Annotated in this window: 11 protein-coding genes and 1 pseudogene; 9 read left to right on the top strand and 3 right to left on the bottom strand. The window is 43.2% G+C overall.

The window, feature by feature from the left end; genetic code table 11:
* Positions 1-396 precede the first annotated feature (396 nt).
* The 8 genes and pseudogenes from LRR81_RS15275 to LRR81_RS15240 form a co-directional block, all read left to right on the top strand.
* Positions 397-492: pseudogene (locus LRR81_RS15275) on the top strand (LUD domain-containing protein); the annotation flags it as partial.
* Between the two features lie 109 nt (positions 493-601).
* Complete coding sequence (locus tag LRR81_RS15270) at positions 602-1,591, top strand: Gfo/Idh/MocA family protein (protein WP_231790255.1); 990 nt, start codon at positions 602-604, stop codon at positions 1,589-1,591.
* Between the two features lie 137 nt (positions 1,592-1,728).
* Positions 1,729-3,378: a catalase gene (locus LRR81_RS15265; protein ID WP_231790254.1), complete on the top strand. Its 1,650-nt coding sequence runs from the start codon at positions 1,729-1,731 to the stop codon at positions 3,376-3,378.
* A 277-nt stretch (positions 3,379-3,655) separates the two neighbouring features.
* Positions 3,656-3,970 (top strand): PTS sugar transporter subunit IIB, encoded by a 315-nt coding sequence (locus tag LRR81_RS15260; RefSeq protein ID WP_231790253.1) that lies wholly within the window; start codon positions 3,656-3,658, stop codon positions 3,968-3,970.
* Positions 3,967-4,299, top strand: coding sequence for a PTS lactose/cellobiose transporter subunit IIA (locus tag LRR81_RS15255; protein ID WP_231790252.1), 333 nt, complete (start codon positions 3,967-3,969; stop codon positions 4,297-4,299). Before LRR81_RS15260 ends, LRR81_RS15255 begins: the two co-directional genes overlap by 4 nt.
* 114 nt (positions 4,300-4,413) lie before the next feature.
* Positions 4,414-5,718 carry a PTS cellobiose transporter subunit IIC gene (gene celB / locus LRR81_RS15250; RefSeq protein ID WP_231790251.1) on the top strand — a complete coding sequence of 435 codons (1,305 nt, stop codon included), beginning with the start codon at positions 4,414-4,416 and terminating at the stop codon, positions 5,716-5,718.
* 476 nt (positions 5,719-6,194) lie between these two features.
* On the top strand, positions 6,195-6,908 hold the full coding sequence (locus LRR81_RS15245) for a GntR family transcriptional regulator (RefSeq protein WP_231790250.1): 714 nt from the start codon (positions 6,195-6,197) through the stop codon (positions 6,906-6,908).
* Positions 6,909-6,924: 16 nt separating this feature from the next.
* Positions 6,925-7,809 (top strand): ROK family protein, encoded by an 885-nt coding sequence (locus tag LRR81_RS15240; protein ID WP_231790249.1) that lies wholly within the window; start codon positions 6,925-6,927, stop codon positions 7,807-7,809.
* An 824-nt stretch (positions 7,810-8,633) separates the two neighbouring features.
* Here LRR81_RS15240 and LRR81_RS15235 read toward each other — a convergent pair.
* Genes LRR81_RS15235 through LRR81_RS15225 form a run of 3 tightly spaced genes read right to left on the bottom strand, consistent with a single transcriptional unit; the run spans position 8,634 to position 12,862 of the window.
* The gene (locus LRR81_RS15235; RefSeq protein ID WP_231790248.1) at positions 8,634-9,803 is read right to left on the bottom strand and encodes an MGDG synthase family glycosyltransferase; all 1,170 of its coding nucleotides are present in this window, start codon (positions 9,801-9,803) and stop codon (positions 8,634-8,636) included.
* Between the two features lie 33 nt (positions 9,804-9,836).
* Positions 9,837-12,173, bottom strand: coding sequence for an ABC transporter permease (locus LRR81_RS15230; protein WP_231790247.1), 2,337 nt, complete (start codon positions 12,171-12,173; stop codon positions 9,837-9,839).
* The gene (locus tag LRR81_RS15225) at positions 12,170-12,862 is read right to left on the bottom strand and encodes an ABC transporter ATP-binding protein (protein ID WP_231790246.1); all 693 of its coding nucleotides are present in this window, start codon (positions 12,860-12,862) and stop codon (positions 12,170-12,172) included. Before LRR81_RS15225 ends, LRR81_RS15230 begins: the two co-directional genes overlap by 4 nt.
* Positions 12,863-13,716: 854 nt before the next feature.
* Here LRR81_RS15225 and LRR81_RS15220 point away from each other — a divergent pair.
* Entirely contained in the window at positions 13,717-15,081 is a 1,365-nt protein-coding gene (locus LRR81_RS15220; protein ID WP_231790245.1) for a glycosyltransferase family 2 protein, read from the top strand.
* Positions 15,082-15,107: the final 26 nt, after the last annotated feature.

Genomic DNA, 15,107 nt, shown 5'->3' with positions numbered 1-15,107 from the left:
AAAGTGCCCATTTTGGACATTTGAGCATCTGTTTGTTACAGTAAATGGAAAATAGAGCTGCAGGTTTGCTTTTTTGATCGGAAAAAATCAATTTTGGATGCCCAAAAATGGTTTTTGCGATTGCAAAATATGTCTGGCCAGTTAAAGGTGCAAATCCGCCAGTAAACTGAACACTTTTGCCAGTAAAACGCCTAAGTTTGCCAGTAAACAAAAAGCCGGCCGTTGGTTCGCTTTCTTGGTTTATTACAAAATTAAAATCCGCTTTTTAGAGGGGGAAGGGAGCTTAGCTCTTTTCCCTCTTATTGATTTCCGAAATCCAGGGTCTTCTCATAGTTCAATTAAAACAGCCCTAATCAGAGAAAACTTCTCTTATTCGAATTATGGCCTAAGTCATTTACGGGTCCGAGCAATTCAGCCGACATCGAAATGAACCTTGTTGTCGGGGTTCACGGACCTGTTAAAGCAGCCTATATTGTTGTGATGGATAAATAGATTCCGGCCTTGCCGGAGTCTATTTTCTAAATGACGAGGCACTTGACTGTGCGGGAATGAGAGAAGGAGGGTATGATAGATTTATCAACCAAACATGCGGAGGGATTCTATGATACGCTTTGGCATAATCGGGACAAACTGGATTACGGAAAAATTTTTAGATGCTGCACAGCAGCTGGAAAATTTCCAGCTATCGTGCGTCTATAGCAGAACAGAAGAAAAAGCAAAAGAGTTTGCCGAAAAATATGGGGCTGCTGTGATCTTCACTAATCTGGAAGAAATGGCGGCAAGTGATGAGCTTGACGCGGTGTATATTGCTTCGCCCAATTCATTTCATGCAGAGCAGGCAATGTTATTTATGGATCATAAAAAGCATGTGCTGTGCGAGAAACCGATTGCCTCAAATACAGCTGAATTGAAGTCTATGATTGCTTCTGCTGAACATAATCAGGTTCTTTTGATGGAAGCAATGAAATCAACCTTTCATCCTGTGTTTCAAAAAGTAAAAGAAAGCTTGCCGAAAATCGGAAAGGTGCGCAGATTCATTGGCACCTATTCACAGTATTCTTCTAGATACGATTCCTATAAAGAAGGCACCGTTCTGAATGCATTCAAGCCGGAGCTCTCTAATGGTGCCTTGATGGATATTGGGATTTACTGCATCTATCCAGCAGTTTATCTATTCGGAAGCCCAGAGCGGATTGTTACAGAAGGGTATTTGCTCGAAACCGGCGCTGATGGAGAAGGAACCGTCCTGCTTGGCTATCCGGAAATGGACGCTGTTGCTATGTACTCGAAAATATCACATTCAGCGCTGCCATCTGAGATTCAGGGGGAAAGCGGCTCTATTGTAATCGACCGGATTTCAAGCCCAGTCAAGGCAGTGATTCATTATCGCGATGGCTCAAAGGAAGACCTTTCCATAGAGCAAAAGGAAAACACGATGTACTATGAGGCAAAGGAATTTATCAGCCTGATTGAAAAGGGAAGTCTTGAATCTTCTATTAACACATATGAGCTGTCTGTAAAAGTAATGGAGGTTCTGGATGAGGCTAGAAAGCAGATTGGCATTAAATATCCTGCAGATGAAAAAGGCTGATCCTTCTGCCAAAACCGGCATTTTCAAATTAGACTGATTTCAGACTGAAATCAGTCTAATTTAGAGTGTCTATTATTGTTTAAATTTTCTTGCAAATGGTAAAATGGAGTTGTCAAAAATTTTGAGGAGGTATCACTTTGGCTGATAACAAAGATATCAATGCTTCAAAAGGACAAGATGAAAATCGCGACTCACTGACAACGCGCCAGGGCCACCCAGTTACGGACAATCAAAACATCCGTACAATCGGCAGCCGGGGCCCCGCAACATTGGAAAACTATCATTTTATCGAGAAAATTTCCCATTTTGACAGGGAAGAAGTGCCGGAACGCGTGGTCCATGCCCGCGGATCTGGAGCATTCGGCTATTTTGAAACATATGGCAAGGTTGGCGACGAGCCAGTAGAAAAGTATACACGCGCTAAGGTTTTTTCAGGCGAAGGCAAGAGAACGCCGTTAATGGTCCGGTTCTCAACTGTAGCAGGAGCAAAGGATTCTCCTGAAACAGCTCGGGATCCGCGTGGATTTGCGGTAAAAATGTACACAGAAGAAGGAAACTGGGATCTTGTTGGAAACAACCTGAAAATTTTCTTTATCCGCGATGCGATGAAATTTCCTGATATGATTCACGCCTTTAAAGTAGATCCTGCTTCAAATGTGGCCAATCCGGAGCGGATGTTCGACTTTGTTTCACGCACTCCTGAGGCAACTCATATGATTACCTTCTTATTTTCTCCATGGGGAATCCCGGCTACATACCGTCATATGCAGGGATCAGGTGTAAACACTTATAAATGGGTAAACGATAAGGGAGAAGCAGTCCTTGTTAAATATCACTGGGAGCCGAAACAGGGAATCCGCAATTTAACACAGGAAGAAGCAGACATGATTCAAGCGAAGAATGTCGCGCATGCTACCCAGGACTTATATGAATCGATTGAACGCGGAGAATATCCGGAGTGGGAGCTTTATGTACAGATCATGGAGGATGATTACCACTCTGAACTGGACTTTGATCCCCTGGATGATACAAAGCTTTGGCCTGAAGATAAATTCCCCTGGCTTCCTGTAGGAAAGATGGTTCTTGACCGCAATCCTGTTGACTTCCACAGTGAAATCGAACAGGCTGCCTTTGGTACAGGAGTACTTGTAGACGGAATGGATTTCTCTGATGATAAAATGCTGCAGGGCAGAACTTTCTCCTATTCCGATACACAGCGCTACCGTGTTGGCGCCAACTACCTGAAGGTTCCGGTGAATGCACCGAAAGCGCCTGTGCGCACGAATCAGCATCGCGGACAGATGGATACCCGCGATCCGAAAGAATCCGGAGATAACCCGCATATTAATTATGAACCTTCCATGATTGGCGGCTTTAAGGAAGCAGACAAGGAAGAGCGCCCTCAGCACCGTCCGCAGTACAATGCAGCGGCAATGACTGAGGCGATTGACCGTCCCAACAACTTTGGGCAGGCTGGGGAAACGTACCGAAGTTTTCAGGACTGGGAGCGCGATGAGCTTGTTAAGAATCTATCAGAAGCGCTCGCGATCTGCGACAGCCGGATCCAGGATGCAATGGTGGAATATTTCACACAGGCTGATGAAGAATATGGACGCCGTGTAAAAGAAGGAATCCAGGCTAAAATGAAAGAATTCGAAGAAATGAATATGGAACATAAAGTTCCTGGACGTGAAGCAGGTGTTTCTAAATACGGGCAAGGAACCCCAGCAGGACTTAAAGCAGCAGAAGATGCTGTGAAGAAGAGCCATGAGTCCGGTCCATATTAAGAAATAAAGCTTCTATTATAAATAAGCAGCAGCTGAAAGGCTGGCCGGATTGTCAGAATAGCTGACAGACGCCAGCCTTTCTTTTATTTTTCTTAAAAGCACTGCCGCCGCAGGATTTCAGGCAATTCAAGAAATTTTCAAAAAAAGTCTATATTATTATTATTAAATGTCTAGACAAATAGAAAAGATCGATTATAATAAAACATGTAAGCGCTTAAAGTTCTGAGATTAACTAACATAGCAGCATTGCAATATATCTATGAAGGGGATGGAACCATTGAAAAGAATTATGCTGGCATGCAGTTCAGGAATGTCTACGAGTCTATTAGTAACAAAAATGATCGACCATTCTAAGAGTATTGGGGAAGAAGCCAAAATCTGGGCAGTCGGGCAGGATCAGGCTAAGAAGGAAATGGGAGAAGCTGATGTTGTACTGATTGGTCCGCAAATGAGTTTTCTAAAAGGGGAACTGCAGAAAGAGGCCGATAAGCATGGCATCCCGGTTGATGTGATTGACATGATGGCCTATGGAATGGCTGATGGCAAAAAAGCTTATGAACAGGCTGTCAATTTAATAGGTGTTAATAAATGAGCGAAATGCAATTGAATGAACTGACAGAAGAGCAAATCAATTTCCACCTTATTCTTCACAGCGGAAATGCCCGCAGCAAAGTCATTCAATCACTAAGAGAGTACCGGGAAGGCCGGGCGGCAGAAGCGGAAAGATTCTTGGAGCTGGCGGAAGAAGATTTAAAAAACGCCCATGACATTCATTTTAAAATGATCCAGAAAGAAGCAGAAGGCAAAAAAACCGAGTTTTCCCTGCTGCTTATGCATGCTGAAGACCATTTGATGTCCACATTGACGATGAAAGAGCTTGTAAAAGAAATGATTGAAATTTTTAAAAGCAGAAATCTATAAATCATTGAAAAGGCATCCTGGCATGCTTGCGTCAGGATGCTTTTTTAAAAATGTTACTACACCTAAGTCAGCGGGCTGTGTGAGAAACAGCCAAAATTAAAGGAGGGAAATGAAATGTTTGAGAAATTAAGCGGGATTCTGGTTCCGATTGCCGGAAGGCTGAATAATAACCGGTATCTTCAAGTGCTGCGGGATGCCTTTATGCTCGCCTTTCCACTGACCATTTTTGGTTCCATTGTGGTTGTTTTGCTCAATTTGCCTTTCTTGAGCAGTATAATGAGCGAAGGAACGCTAAATGCTTTCCGCTCGGCATTCGGCATTGCTCCGCAGGCAACGATGGGCATCATGACAGTTTTTGTCGTTTTTGGTATAGGGTACTACTTATCGAAAAGCTATGAGGTGGAGGCTGTTTTTGGAGGGGCTATTGCGCTCGCTTCATTCCTCCTGCTGACACCATTCATTCTCACACAGGAAGGACAGCAGGCAGTCCAAAACGTTATCCCGATTGACCGGCTTGGAGCTAAAGGAATGTTCCTCGGTATGATTACCGCCTTTGTAGCAGCAGAAATTTACCGCTGGGTGCTGCAGAAAGACTTAACAATCAAGATGCCTGCAGGTGTACCGCCGGCAGTAGCGAAATCCTTTACTGCGTTAATTCCTGCCCTGATTACATTGACTTTCTTTTTATTGCTGAACGCTCTTGTTACACAGGTGTTCAATACAAACATGCACGATATCATTTATAATGCGATTCAGGCCCCGCTTGTTGGTCTTGGAAGCGGCATTATTCCAACGCTTATTGCTATCTTCTTTATTCAGATCCTATGGTTTTTCGGATTGCATGGACAAATTGTCATTAACTCTGTAATGGATCCGATCTGGAATACATTAGCCATTGAGAATTTGACGTCCTATACGCAAACAGGTAAAGTGCCGCATATCATTTCAAAGCCATTTATGGAAGTGTACACCGTTGGTATGGGCGGTACAGGAATGACGCTTGCTGTTATCATAGCCATTTTGTTCTTTATGAAGAGCAAGCAGATGAAGCAGGTTGCAAAGCTAGGTCTTGGGCCTGGAATCTTTAATGTTAACGAACCGATTATCTTTGGCCTTCCAATTGTAATGAATCCGCTGATTATTATTCCATGGGTGCTTTCCCCGATGATTGTCACGCTTGTTACCTATTTCGCTATGGCGAGCGGTCTTGTTCCCCCTCCTACAGGGGTAACAGTGCCTTGGACGGTTCCAATCTTTATCAGCGGCATCATGGCAACCAATTCGTGGCTCGGCGGTGTTATGCAGCTTGTGAACCTGGCAATCGTTTTCTCTATCTGGTTCCCATTCCTGAAGTTTATCGACAGAATGAATATGAAGAAAGAATGGGAAGAAGAAAACAAGGATAAAAAAGCATCTTAAGCAAGAAAAGCGGAAGCCGCTTGCTCAGCCCCGACAAGCATAAGACGATCATCCGGGGAAAGGTGGTCTTTCCTTTCCCTGGATGAGCGGCTTATGACCTCGAGGGGCTAGCGGCTGGAGCTGGACAAGCAGAAAAGCGGAAGCCGCTTGCTCAGCCCCGACAAGCACTGGAGCAAAAATCCGAAAAGTCCGGGTTTGACTTTTTGGATTTTTGTGAAGTGACTCGAGGGGCTAGGCGCTGGAGCTGGACATAAACGCCTTAATCTATCCTTAAACAATCAAGCCAGCTAAGGTGAAATTTTATCCTTTTTTATCCTGCAAGGAAAGGGTGCCCATGTAAGTAAGGGCACCCGCTTTTTTGACTTTTCAATTTGCTCAGTCTAATTGGTATAATGGATAGAGGATGGCAAAGGATCACCATTAAGATAAGAAAGACTATATCAAACAATCAACTAGCCAGCAGGCAGGTGTGTAGAGTGGTTAAATATGAATGGATCTCAAATGAGATCAGAAAACGAATCAAAAATGGGGATTATTGCGTTGAACAGCCTATTCCTGATGAAGTCTCCCTTGCAAAGGAGTTTGAATGCAGCAGGATGACAATGAAGCGGGCGCTCGATATTCTTGTCATGGAAGGGCTGCTTTACCGAAAAAGAGGGCACGGAACATTTATTATTAAATCAGCCAAGCAGGATGCAAGGGTAAATGTGGTCAGCAAAGAAACAATCGGGCTGACAGAGCTTTTAAAAGGGAAGAACATCAGCAGCAAAATTATTCAGTTCGGAGTAGAGTTTCCGAGCGAGGAAACAGCAGCCCATCTGGCGATTGATGCGAAATCACCTGTCTATCACATCATCCGCCTTAGAGTGGTGGAAGGTGAGCCTTACGTAATGGAAGAAACGTACATGCCTGCTAATCTGATTCCAGGCTTAACAGAAGAAATCTTGTACGGATCAATTTATAAGCATATTATTCAAAACCTTGGTCTCACGATCGGCGGGTCTCATCAGAAGATCAGGGCCTCAAAGCCAAATGAGCTCGATAAAGAGCACTTGGACTGCAAAAAAGATGACCCGATACTGGAAGTGGAGCAGGTAGGTTTCTTAAACACTGGTATACCGTTTGAATATTCCTTTGCACGCCATAGATATGATAAATTTGTATTTATAAACGTCAATATTATGAAGTAAGGAACGGGGGAGCAGCATGAAGCTTGGAGGAATTGAAGCAGGCGGTACAAAGTTTATTTGCGCAGCAGGAGATGAAAAAGGAAATATTGTGGAACAAATCCAAATCCCAACGCTTTCACCGGAAGAAACCATGCCGGCTGTTTACGATTTTTTTAGCCGCCATCAGCTTGACGCTATTGGAATCGGGTCATTCGGTCCAATAGATGTGGACACCGGCAGTCCTTCTTATGGATCTGTGACGTCAACACCTAAAATTCCATGGAGAAACTTCCAGCTCGCAGGGGCGCTGAAAGAAAAATTTGATGTGCCTGTCGGGTTTACTACAGATGTCAATGCCGCTGCTTTAGGAGAAGCTGTTTACGGTGCAGCAAAAGGACTCGACAGCTGTCTTTACCTGACAGTCGGCACAGGTATCGGCGGAGGGGCTATCGTAAAGGGGGAAGTGCTCCAGGGGCTTTCTCATCCTGAGATGGGCCATATCCTCGTAAGAAAACATCCGGAAGATACATATAGAGGAAAATGCCCTTATCATGGTGACTGTCTGGAGGGCCTTGCAGCAGGTCCTGCCATCGAAGAAAGATGGGGCAAAAAAGGGATTGAGCTTGCAGACAGGCCTGAAGTATGGGAAATGGAAGGCTTTTATCTTGCCCAGGCGCTCATGCAGTATGCCCTGATTCTGTCGCCTAAAAAAATTATTCTTGGCGGCGGGGTAATGAAGCAGACTCATTTATTCCCGATTATTCATAAGCATTTTAAAGCGCTCATGAAAGAATATGTTGTGCTTCCGGAATATCTCGACAGCATCAATGAATATATTGTGCCGCCTGGCTTAGGTGACAAAGCAGGCATCATTGGATCACTTCTTTTAGCAGAAAAGGCGCTGAATGAAGGCGAAAATTAATTTCAGGCCCCGCCCTTAATTGGAGCGGGGCTATTTTATGCAGAGAATTCGAGTGTATTTTAAATTCTTTTATTAAATATAACAGTGGCATATCTAAGATTGCATCCTAATTAAAATATTATCTCATTTTGAAAACAAAGTGCTTTTAACCGCCATACCTGCTCGTTCCTCAGAGGGGATAAAGTACAAAATACTTCCATATAGTGTACGCAATGACCTATCCTATTTTCAGTAAATGAGACATTGCATCCATTTGGGCTATTTCGCAAATAAACTCTCTTCATTTGAGTATTTTTGCTAAGATGGGGTAAGTATATGGAAACGCTTCGAAATTAATGGTAAGTTTTATCAATTCACTATATAAGGCAGATTGACAGTCATTAAGACATTGTGGGATTCGAAGAGTTTTTTAAGGAGAGTCTGATGAAAATAGAACCAAAAAAATGGATCCTATTTTGAAGATACGCAATTAAATTTTTTATAAGTTAAAAGTATTGAGTAAAAAAACCCATTTTCCTCTTAACATCTAGTCATTTGTTCCGATATAAATATTGTGCAGGTTAAAATGGGTGCCAAATGGCATAACTGCATGGAACATTATTCAAAAACGGCAAAAACAAAGAACCTGTAATGTAAGGATCGACCGTTTGAGGAGAGGAGAAAGAGAGTAATGGAAACTTTTATGAATTTGTTTCATTCAACCTTTACATGGCTTCATATTCTAGTGCTTGCGATTGGCTGTTTCTTTATCTATTTTAATATTATCAAAAATTAAAGCGGGGCATGCCCAATCGTGCAGCAAACCCCGCCTCTTCATTTCTGCCTTATTCCCAGCTGCCATACAGCTTAGAAAACAGGCCATCTATATAATCCTCTTGAATGACACCAGACTTACCCATAATCTTGTTCATTATAAATTCAACTGCTTCCCCGCAGCTTTCTGTTTCCATGTCCTCATGATAGCTATTCATTGCTTTATGCATTTTAAAGAGAAGCGGCTGATTATTGAGCACATTCACAATCTGTTCTTCAAATGGCAAATTTTCATTTAAATGATAGACAAGGCCTTTTTCTTTTAGATAGGAAAGGTTTATTTCCTCTTGTCCCGGTAAAACCGAATGAATAAAAACAGGAATCCGCTTTTTCAATGCCTCACTGACCGTTACACCGCCAGGCTTGGTAATAATGGCGTCTGCCCAGTCGTAAAGCTGATTCATAGAACTTCTGCATGAAATGTAGGATAAAGGCCGCACTGACGGCATTCCTAAGGAAGCAAAATTTTTATAGAGCTGTTCATTTGAACCGCATAGAATCCTGTATTCAATAGGATATTCTCTTTCCATGCGCGTAAGGCTGTCCAAATTTTCCCCTAAGCCATGGCTTCCTCCCGCTGCCAGGATATTCAGCTTGCCCGTAATTCTTTTTTTCTTCTTTTGCCTGATAATGCGATCATCAGACAAAATGCCGGATATCACTATTTTTTCTTCAGATATGCCAGATGAGATCAGCTTCTCCTTCACTTGAGGCGTCGGAACAAAGTGCCAGTCGGCTCCTTCTTTTCCCCAGAGGCTGTTGATGAAAAAGTCTGTATAAATATTAACAACCGGCGCTTTGCATACCCCGTACTTTTTCAGCTTGCTGACAAGAAAGGAAGGAAAGCTGTGTGTGCAGATAATAAGGTCAGGCTGCTTTTGCTGAATCAGCTGCTCCATTTTTTCCATAAAAAAGGAAGTATAGAAGGATTGGATCAAGCCTGATGTCCTGCTGAAGAATTTTTTGTAAAAACGGCTGTAGCATCCCGGATTTTTCTTAATCAGCTTTAAGTAAAAATGGGAAATATTCTTTTCCAGAGCAGGGCTCACATAGGATAGAAAATCAATTTTTTCGCAAATCACATCAGGCTCCTGTTCGCTGAACGCTTCCATGAGCGCATGAGATGTTTGATGGTGTCCAGATTCCATTTGAAAAAGCGGTAAAAACAAGACCTTTTTCATTTTTATCCCTCCGTTTTTGCTGCTGGATATAAGCTATAACAATTCGCGCAATGGCTGGTTTGCTGCCTTGCCTGCCGGCAGCATGCTTGCGAAGACACCGATGATGATGCTTGCTGCCAGCCAAAAAACAATGCCGGAAATGGGGAAGACGTTCTGCAGGGAGTCATGCAGCAGGGATTCCCCAACTTTTTGGCTCAAAAACAGATGAAGCGGATAAGCGAGAGCTGCAGAAATCGCCCAGCTGATAGAAGCAATCAATATTCCTTCGCCTATAAACAGGCTGTAGATTTTCCTCTTTGTACCGCCCATGCTTCGGATAACACCAATCTCTTTTTTTCTTTCCAAAACATTCACACTCATTGCGGTCATTAAATTAAAAGCACCGACTGCGGCAAAAAGCACCCCGACGGCCATAATCGCATAATAGATTAATTGAATGATTTCAAGCGGCCTGTCTGTCATATCAGAAGCTGTTTGGACACTTTGGACAGCGATCATATTTTTGGCGAAAACCTTGTCAGCATCTGAAATGGTTTGATAGCTGTGATCTGCTGCCGGAGAACTGATTTTCGCCACAACCCGATTGCTGCTGTTATTTTTCATCCATGAAGCATATTGATCGCGCTCCATATAGATGGCCGGCCCATTCAGCTGTCCGCTCATGATGCCGCTGATTCTCCAAACCTTCGTTTTGTCGCCAATTTTAAGCTTTAGCTTGTCACCGGGATTAACGTTCCCAATCAGCTGTTCTACATCTCGGTTTACAACAATGGTATCCTGCTTTTTCAGCCAATTTCCCTTTTCCATTTTAGGCCGCACCATTTCTGTTTCTGCAGGAAGAGCAATAAGGAGCGCGTTGTGCTTGTCTGAAGCTCCTTGCTGCTGAAGCTCTGTATTACGGGTTGTCCAGGCTTCAGCATTTTTCACATGCTGAACATTTTCAGCTTTCTTTATCAGCTGATCAGTCGAAAGCGGTGTTTGAACATCCCACTCCACATCATAGTTCCAATAGTGCTGAATTCCCTTCAGAGTTGATAACAGCGAGCTGTTTAAGGCCATGCAGGCAATAATGACGGCACCGCCGAAGGAAAGCATCACAATGTTGGTCAGAAGCTGCAGCTTTTTTGAAAAAGCATTCCGGACGGACAGAACACGGTAGGTAAAGAACCTTCCAAAGTTTCTTTTTTCGGTCCTTTTAACCGTCTGCTGCCGCATTTGCTGCAGACCGTCCGCCGCCTTAATTCTGACGATTTGTGCAATAGGGAAAACAGCAGCAAGTGCCGGGACAAGGAAAGAGAGGACAAGTGCTGCCAAAAGCACATATTTAGAGTAGGAAAAATGCGGCTCTCCCATATTCAGACGCTGCACCAGTTCTTTAGAGAAAAACCAGGATGCACTGCTGCTGATAATAGTAGAAAAAAGAAACACCATTGTTCCGATATAGCCTAAAACTGCGCCATATTGCATCCAGAAATGGCGTGTTCCCGCACCGAGGACTTTCATTACACTCATTTCAAATGCTTGTTCTGCCACCATCCGATAAAAGAGGTGTACAACAAGCAAAATCCCCAGTATGAGGGAAAGCCCGCCCAGCAGGATCAGCAGCAGCAGGATGCTGTCGGCCATCGTTTTGCGAAGAAAGAAAGGCTCCTCGGCCTGTTCGGTCCTGGATACTGAAATATCCTGATCTTTTAAAGCAGATGCAGCATCTGCCGTTATTTTTTGTGCCTGGTTTTCCGTTGTTCCGGACTTAAAGGTAAGCTGCACAGTGTTGCAGCCCTTCTCAGCACCCAGATTCCGAAACGCTGCTTCTGTTAAATAACCATAGCCTTTGCCGCTGTATGTGATAGGAGTTTTGTAGTAATCTTTCACAGCTCCTGCAACCTTTAGCGTTTTTTTGCTTTTGCCGGGCAGGGACAGCGTAATCACGCTTCCCTTTTTTAAATGCAGAGCATCCATTGTCGACTGGTCAAGGTAAATACCTTTTTGGCCAGAGGGAATATTGCCGGGAAGCCTGATTTTATTAATAGAAAAGGCTCCATTGTCGGGAAGCGCGGTCAGTTCAAAATTTTTATTTGAGCGTCCAATCTCCGCCCTTGCCCTTGTTACCCATTTACGCTCTGCTGTCTGAACACCCTTTACCTTCTTCAAAAAGGAGATGTCCTTATTAAATGTACTGGTCGTAAAGGTTGCATCAGCGGCATTCGTACTTTTCATGCTTTCGTTTTGGGCCTGCTCAAATAAAAGTTTTGTATTCAGCAATGTTCCTACCATTGAAAGACAGAAGGTAATTGAAAGAATAATGACAAATGTTCTTGATTTATGCCTTGCAAGATCTTGCCATGCTTTCTTTATATAGACGGGGATCATAGAAGCCCCCTCTCCCTTGCAAGGGTGCTGATAATGCGGCCGTCCTTTACTTGAAGGGTACGATCGGTTTTTTCAGCCAGCTCCTGATCGTGTGTCACGATAATGACAGTCTTTCCTTCATCAGCCAGCTGCTCAAATAAGGAAAAAATCTGAATCGCATTCTCTGAATCAAGATTCCCAGTCGGCTCATCTGCAAGGATAACCGGGGGATCATTAGCCAATGAACGTGCTACTGCAGTGCGCTGCTTTTCCCCGCCTGACACGTGATCCGGAAAATGATTCATCCGCTCTGTAAGCCCGACTGATTCCAGCAGCTCCATTGCTCTGGTTCGTCTTTTCTTACGGGAGCCTCTTTTTGCGAACTCCATAGGAAGAAGCACATTTTCAAGCAGTGTTAAGGCAGGTATTAAATGAAAGGCCTGAAAGACAATGCCGATATTGGCTGCTCTCCATTTCGTCAGCTTCCTGCCTGAAAGGGTTGATACAAGCTCTCCATTTATTTCAACTGATCCTGCTGACGGCCTGTCAACTCCAGAAAGTATGTTGAGAAGCGTAGATTTCCCGCTCCCGGATTTTCCGATAATGCCTGCAAACTCTCCCTGTTCAATGGAGAAGCTGACGTTGTCCAAGGCCGGAAATGATGTTTTTCCATTAGTATATATTTTTGAAACGTGCTCAAGCTTTATCATTCGGCGGCTGCACTCTCCTCTTCAGTAAAAATACTTTTTCCAATTACATGCAGTTTTGCAGGGGCCAGGGGCTAGTCGGCTGTCTATCATATGACCCCTTTCTTTCCAGTAAAATCCTTACTAAGTCCATTGTGCGATAACAAGGTATTCGTATTCTAATAGTCATATCTAAGGGTAGAAAAACTTTGCCCCCGTCTCATTAAATATCATGCCGGCGGTTACCCCGCAACCTGCTTACTATTTCCATAAATTTAATTTTGAAATTTGATGCGCCGAACCTCACAGGATTTTTCGGTATTTTTCGGGTAAATATCCAATAATAAGGGAAAAACAGCGTCTTATATATGTATATAGGCTTATGATTTTGTATTAATATGTCGAATAGTGACGAAAATGTTGTAGTTTATTAGATACCTTTTCTCATTTTTCTTAACATTTGTACCCTTATTTGCCCTTAGATCGTTGAGGGTCTTGTTTTCATGAAAACTAGAAAATAAATTATTACAAAATCGTAAACTGTTTCACACTTCGTAAAATTCTAATAGATGTATAGGTTATATAGGTTTATCCATCTTAGAAACCACCAGCCTGCCGTATTGTTACAGAAAAGTTACAATTATTACAGTCAGTTAAGTTAACGCTTACAACATAATGATCATCACACTTTAGAGGTTTTTTGACGAATGGGGATGAAATTTGTCACGGGCAATACGGCAGATTGAAAAGAGGTTTGAAAATTCATTAATCTGTTCATGACAAAAGACTTCGGCATCGAGGCGAACAAAAGAGGTGGAGATCTTCGGAGTGGATCTTAGTCAAAATTTTAAGAATGATAATTTGAGAGGAGAACTACAATGGCTAAAGTTGAACAGGAACTTGCTTCCGAACAGCCGGAAGTAAAAAAGGTTTCCACGCAGAAAAAACTTTCCACTAAGGAAAAAACCTTTGTTATCACACTTTTCATTATTTTAGTAGCTGCTCTTTTCTATGTGAACTGGACAGCCTCATCAAGTCTTAACCTGACAATCGGTGTCTATGGATCTGTCATGATTGCGTATCTGCTTGGGAAAATGCTTCTTTCCTTCAAATACGATACCGTTGATATTGATCCGCCGGATTTAAAAGTTTCGGTCATCATTCCTTCCTATAATGAAGCGCCTGACGCTGTTCTCGGTACAATTGAGAGCATCCTGAAACAGGATTATCCAATCCATGAAATCTTCGTCATTGACGATGGAAGCAAAGATATTTCGGCATATGAAGCAACATTAAAACTAAAAGAAAATTTAACTTCAGGATCAGGTGAAAAGCTGGCAGCACTGGCTGCTGGAGATCCTTCTTATAAACTTCCGAACTTAATTGTTCACCGTCTGCCTAAGAATGCCGGCAAGCGCCATGCGCAAATTTGGGCTTTTGAACGGGCTACAGGCGATGTTTTTGTAACAGTTGATTCTGACTGCACAGTGTTTCCGAATGCCGTGCGCGAGCTGTTAAAACCTTTTAATGACAATGAAGTTTCAGCAACAACAGGTCATGTCAACATCCGGAACCGTACTGACAATGTTTTGACCCGTCTGATCGATATGCGTTATGACAATGCTTTCCGTGTTGAGCGTGCGGCGCATTCTGTTACAAATAACGTTCTAGTCTGCAGCGGTCCTTTGAGTGCTTACCGCAGCGAAGTAGTGATGAAGAACCTGAACCATTATGGAACTCAAACCTTCCTTGGACAGCAAGTTCAGCTCGGTGATGACCGATGCCTGACGAACTATGCGATCCGTGAAGGAAAAACACTTTATCAATCAACAGCACGATGCATCACTGACGCACCGACTACACTGAGAACTTTACTGAAGCAGCAATCACGCTGGAACAAGTCATTTTTCCGCGAAAGTCTGATTGCCCTTAAAATCGGCTTAACGAAACCGAATGTCTTTGTATGGGTACTGCTTGAAATGTTCCTTTGGATTGCGTTTGGCGTGTCACTTGTCTTTGCCATTTACTATACGTCTTCGACAATGGGCTGGATCATGCTGATCTACTACTTGGCATATGTAACCATCTCTGCCTATGCCCGAAATGTCTTTTACGCTTATAAAAAGCCGCTTACGTTCTTGCTGGCGCCGATTTACGGAATTCTTTTCCTTTTCCTGCTTTGCCCGCTTCGTTTCTGGGCACTGCTGACACTGCGTTCTACATCTTGGGGCACAAGAGGCTAAGTTACAGCCTCTTAAGCCTTTTGCTG

Source organism: Metabacillus kandeliae (assembly GCF_021166585.1).
Classification (GTDB): Bacteria; Bacillota; Bacilli; order Bacillales; family Bacillaceae; genus Metabacillus_B; species Metabacillus_B kandeliae.
The sequence above is the reverse complement of the archived record's forward strand: the minus strand, read 5'-3'. Positions and strand labels throughout refer to the sequence as shown.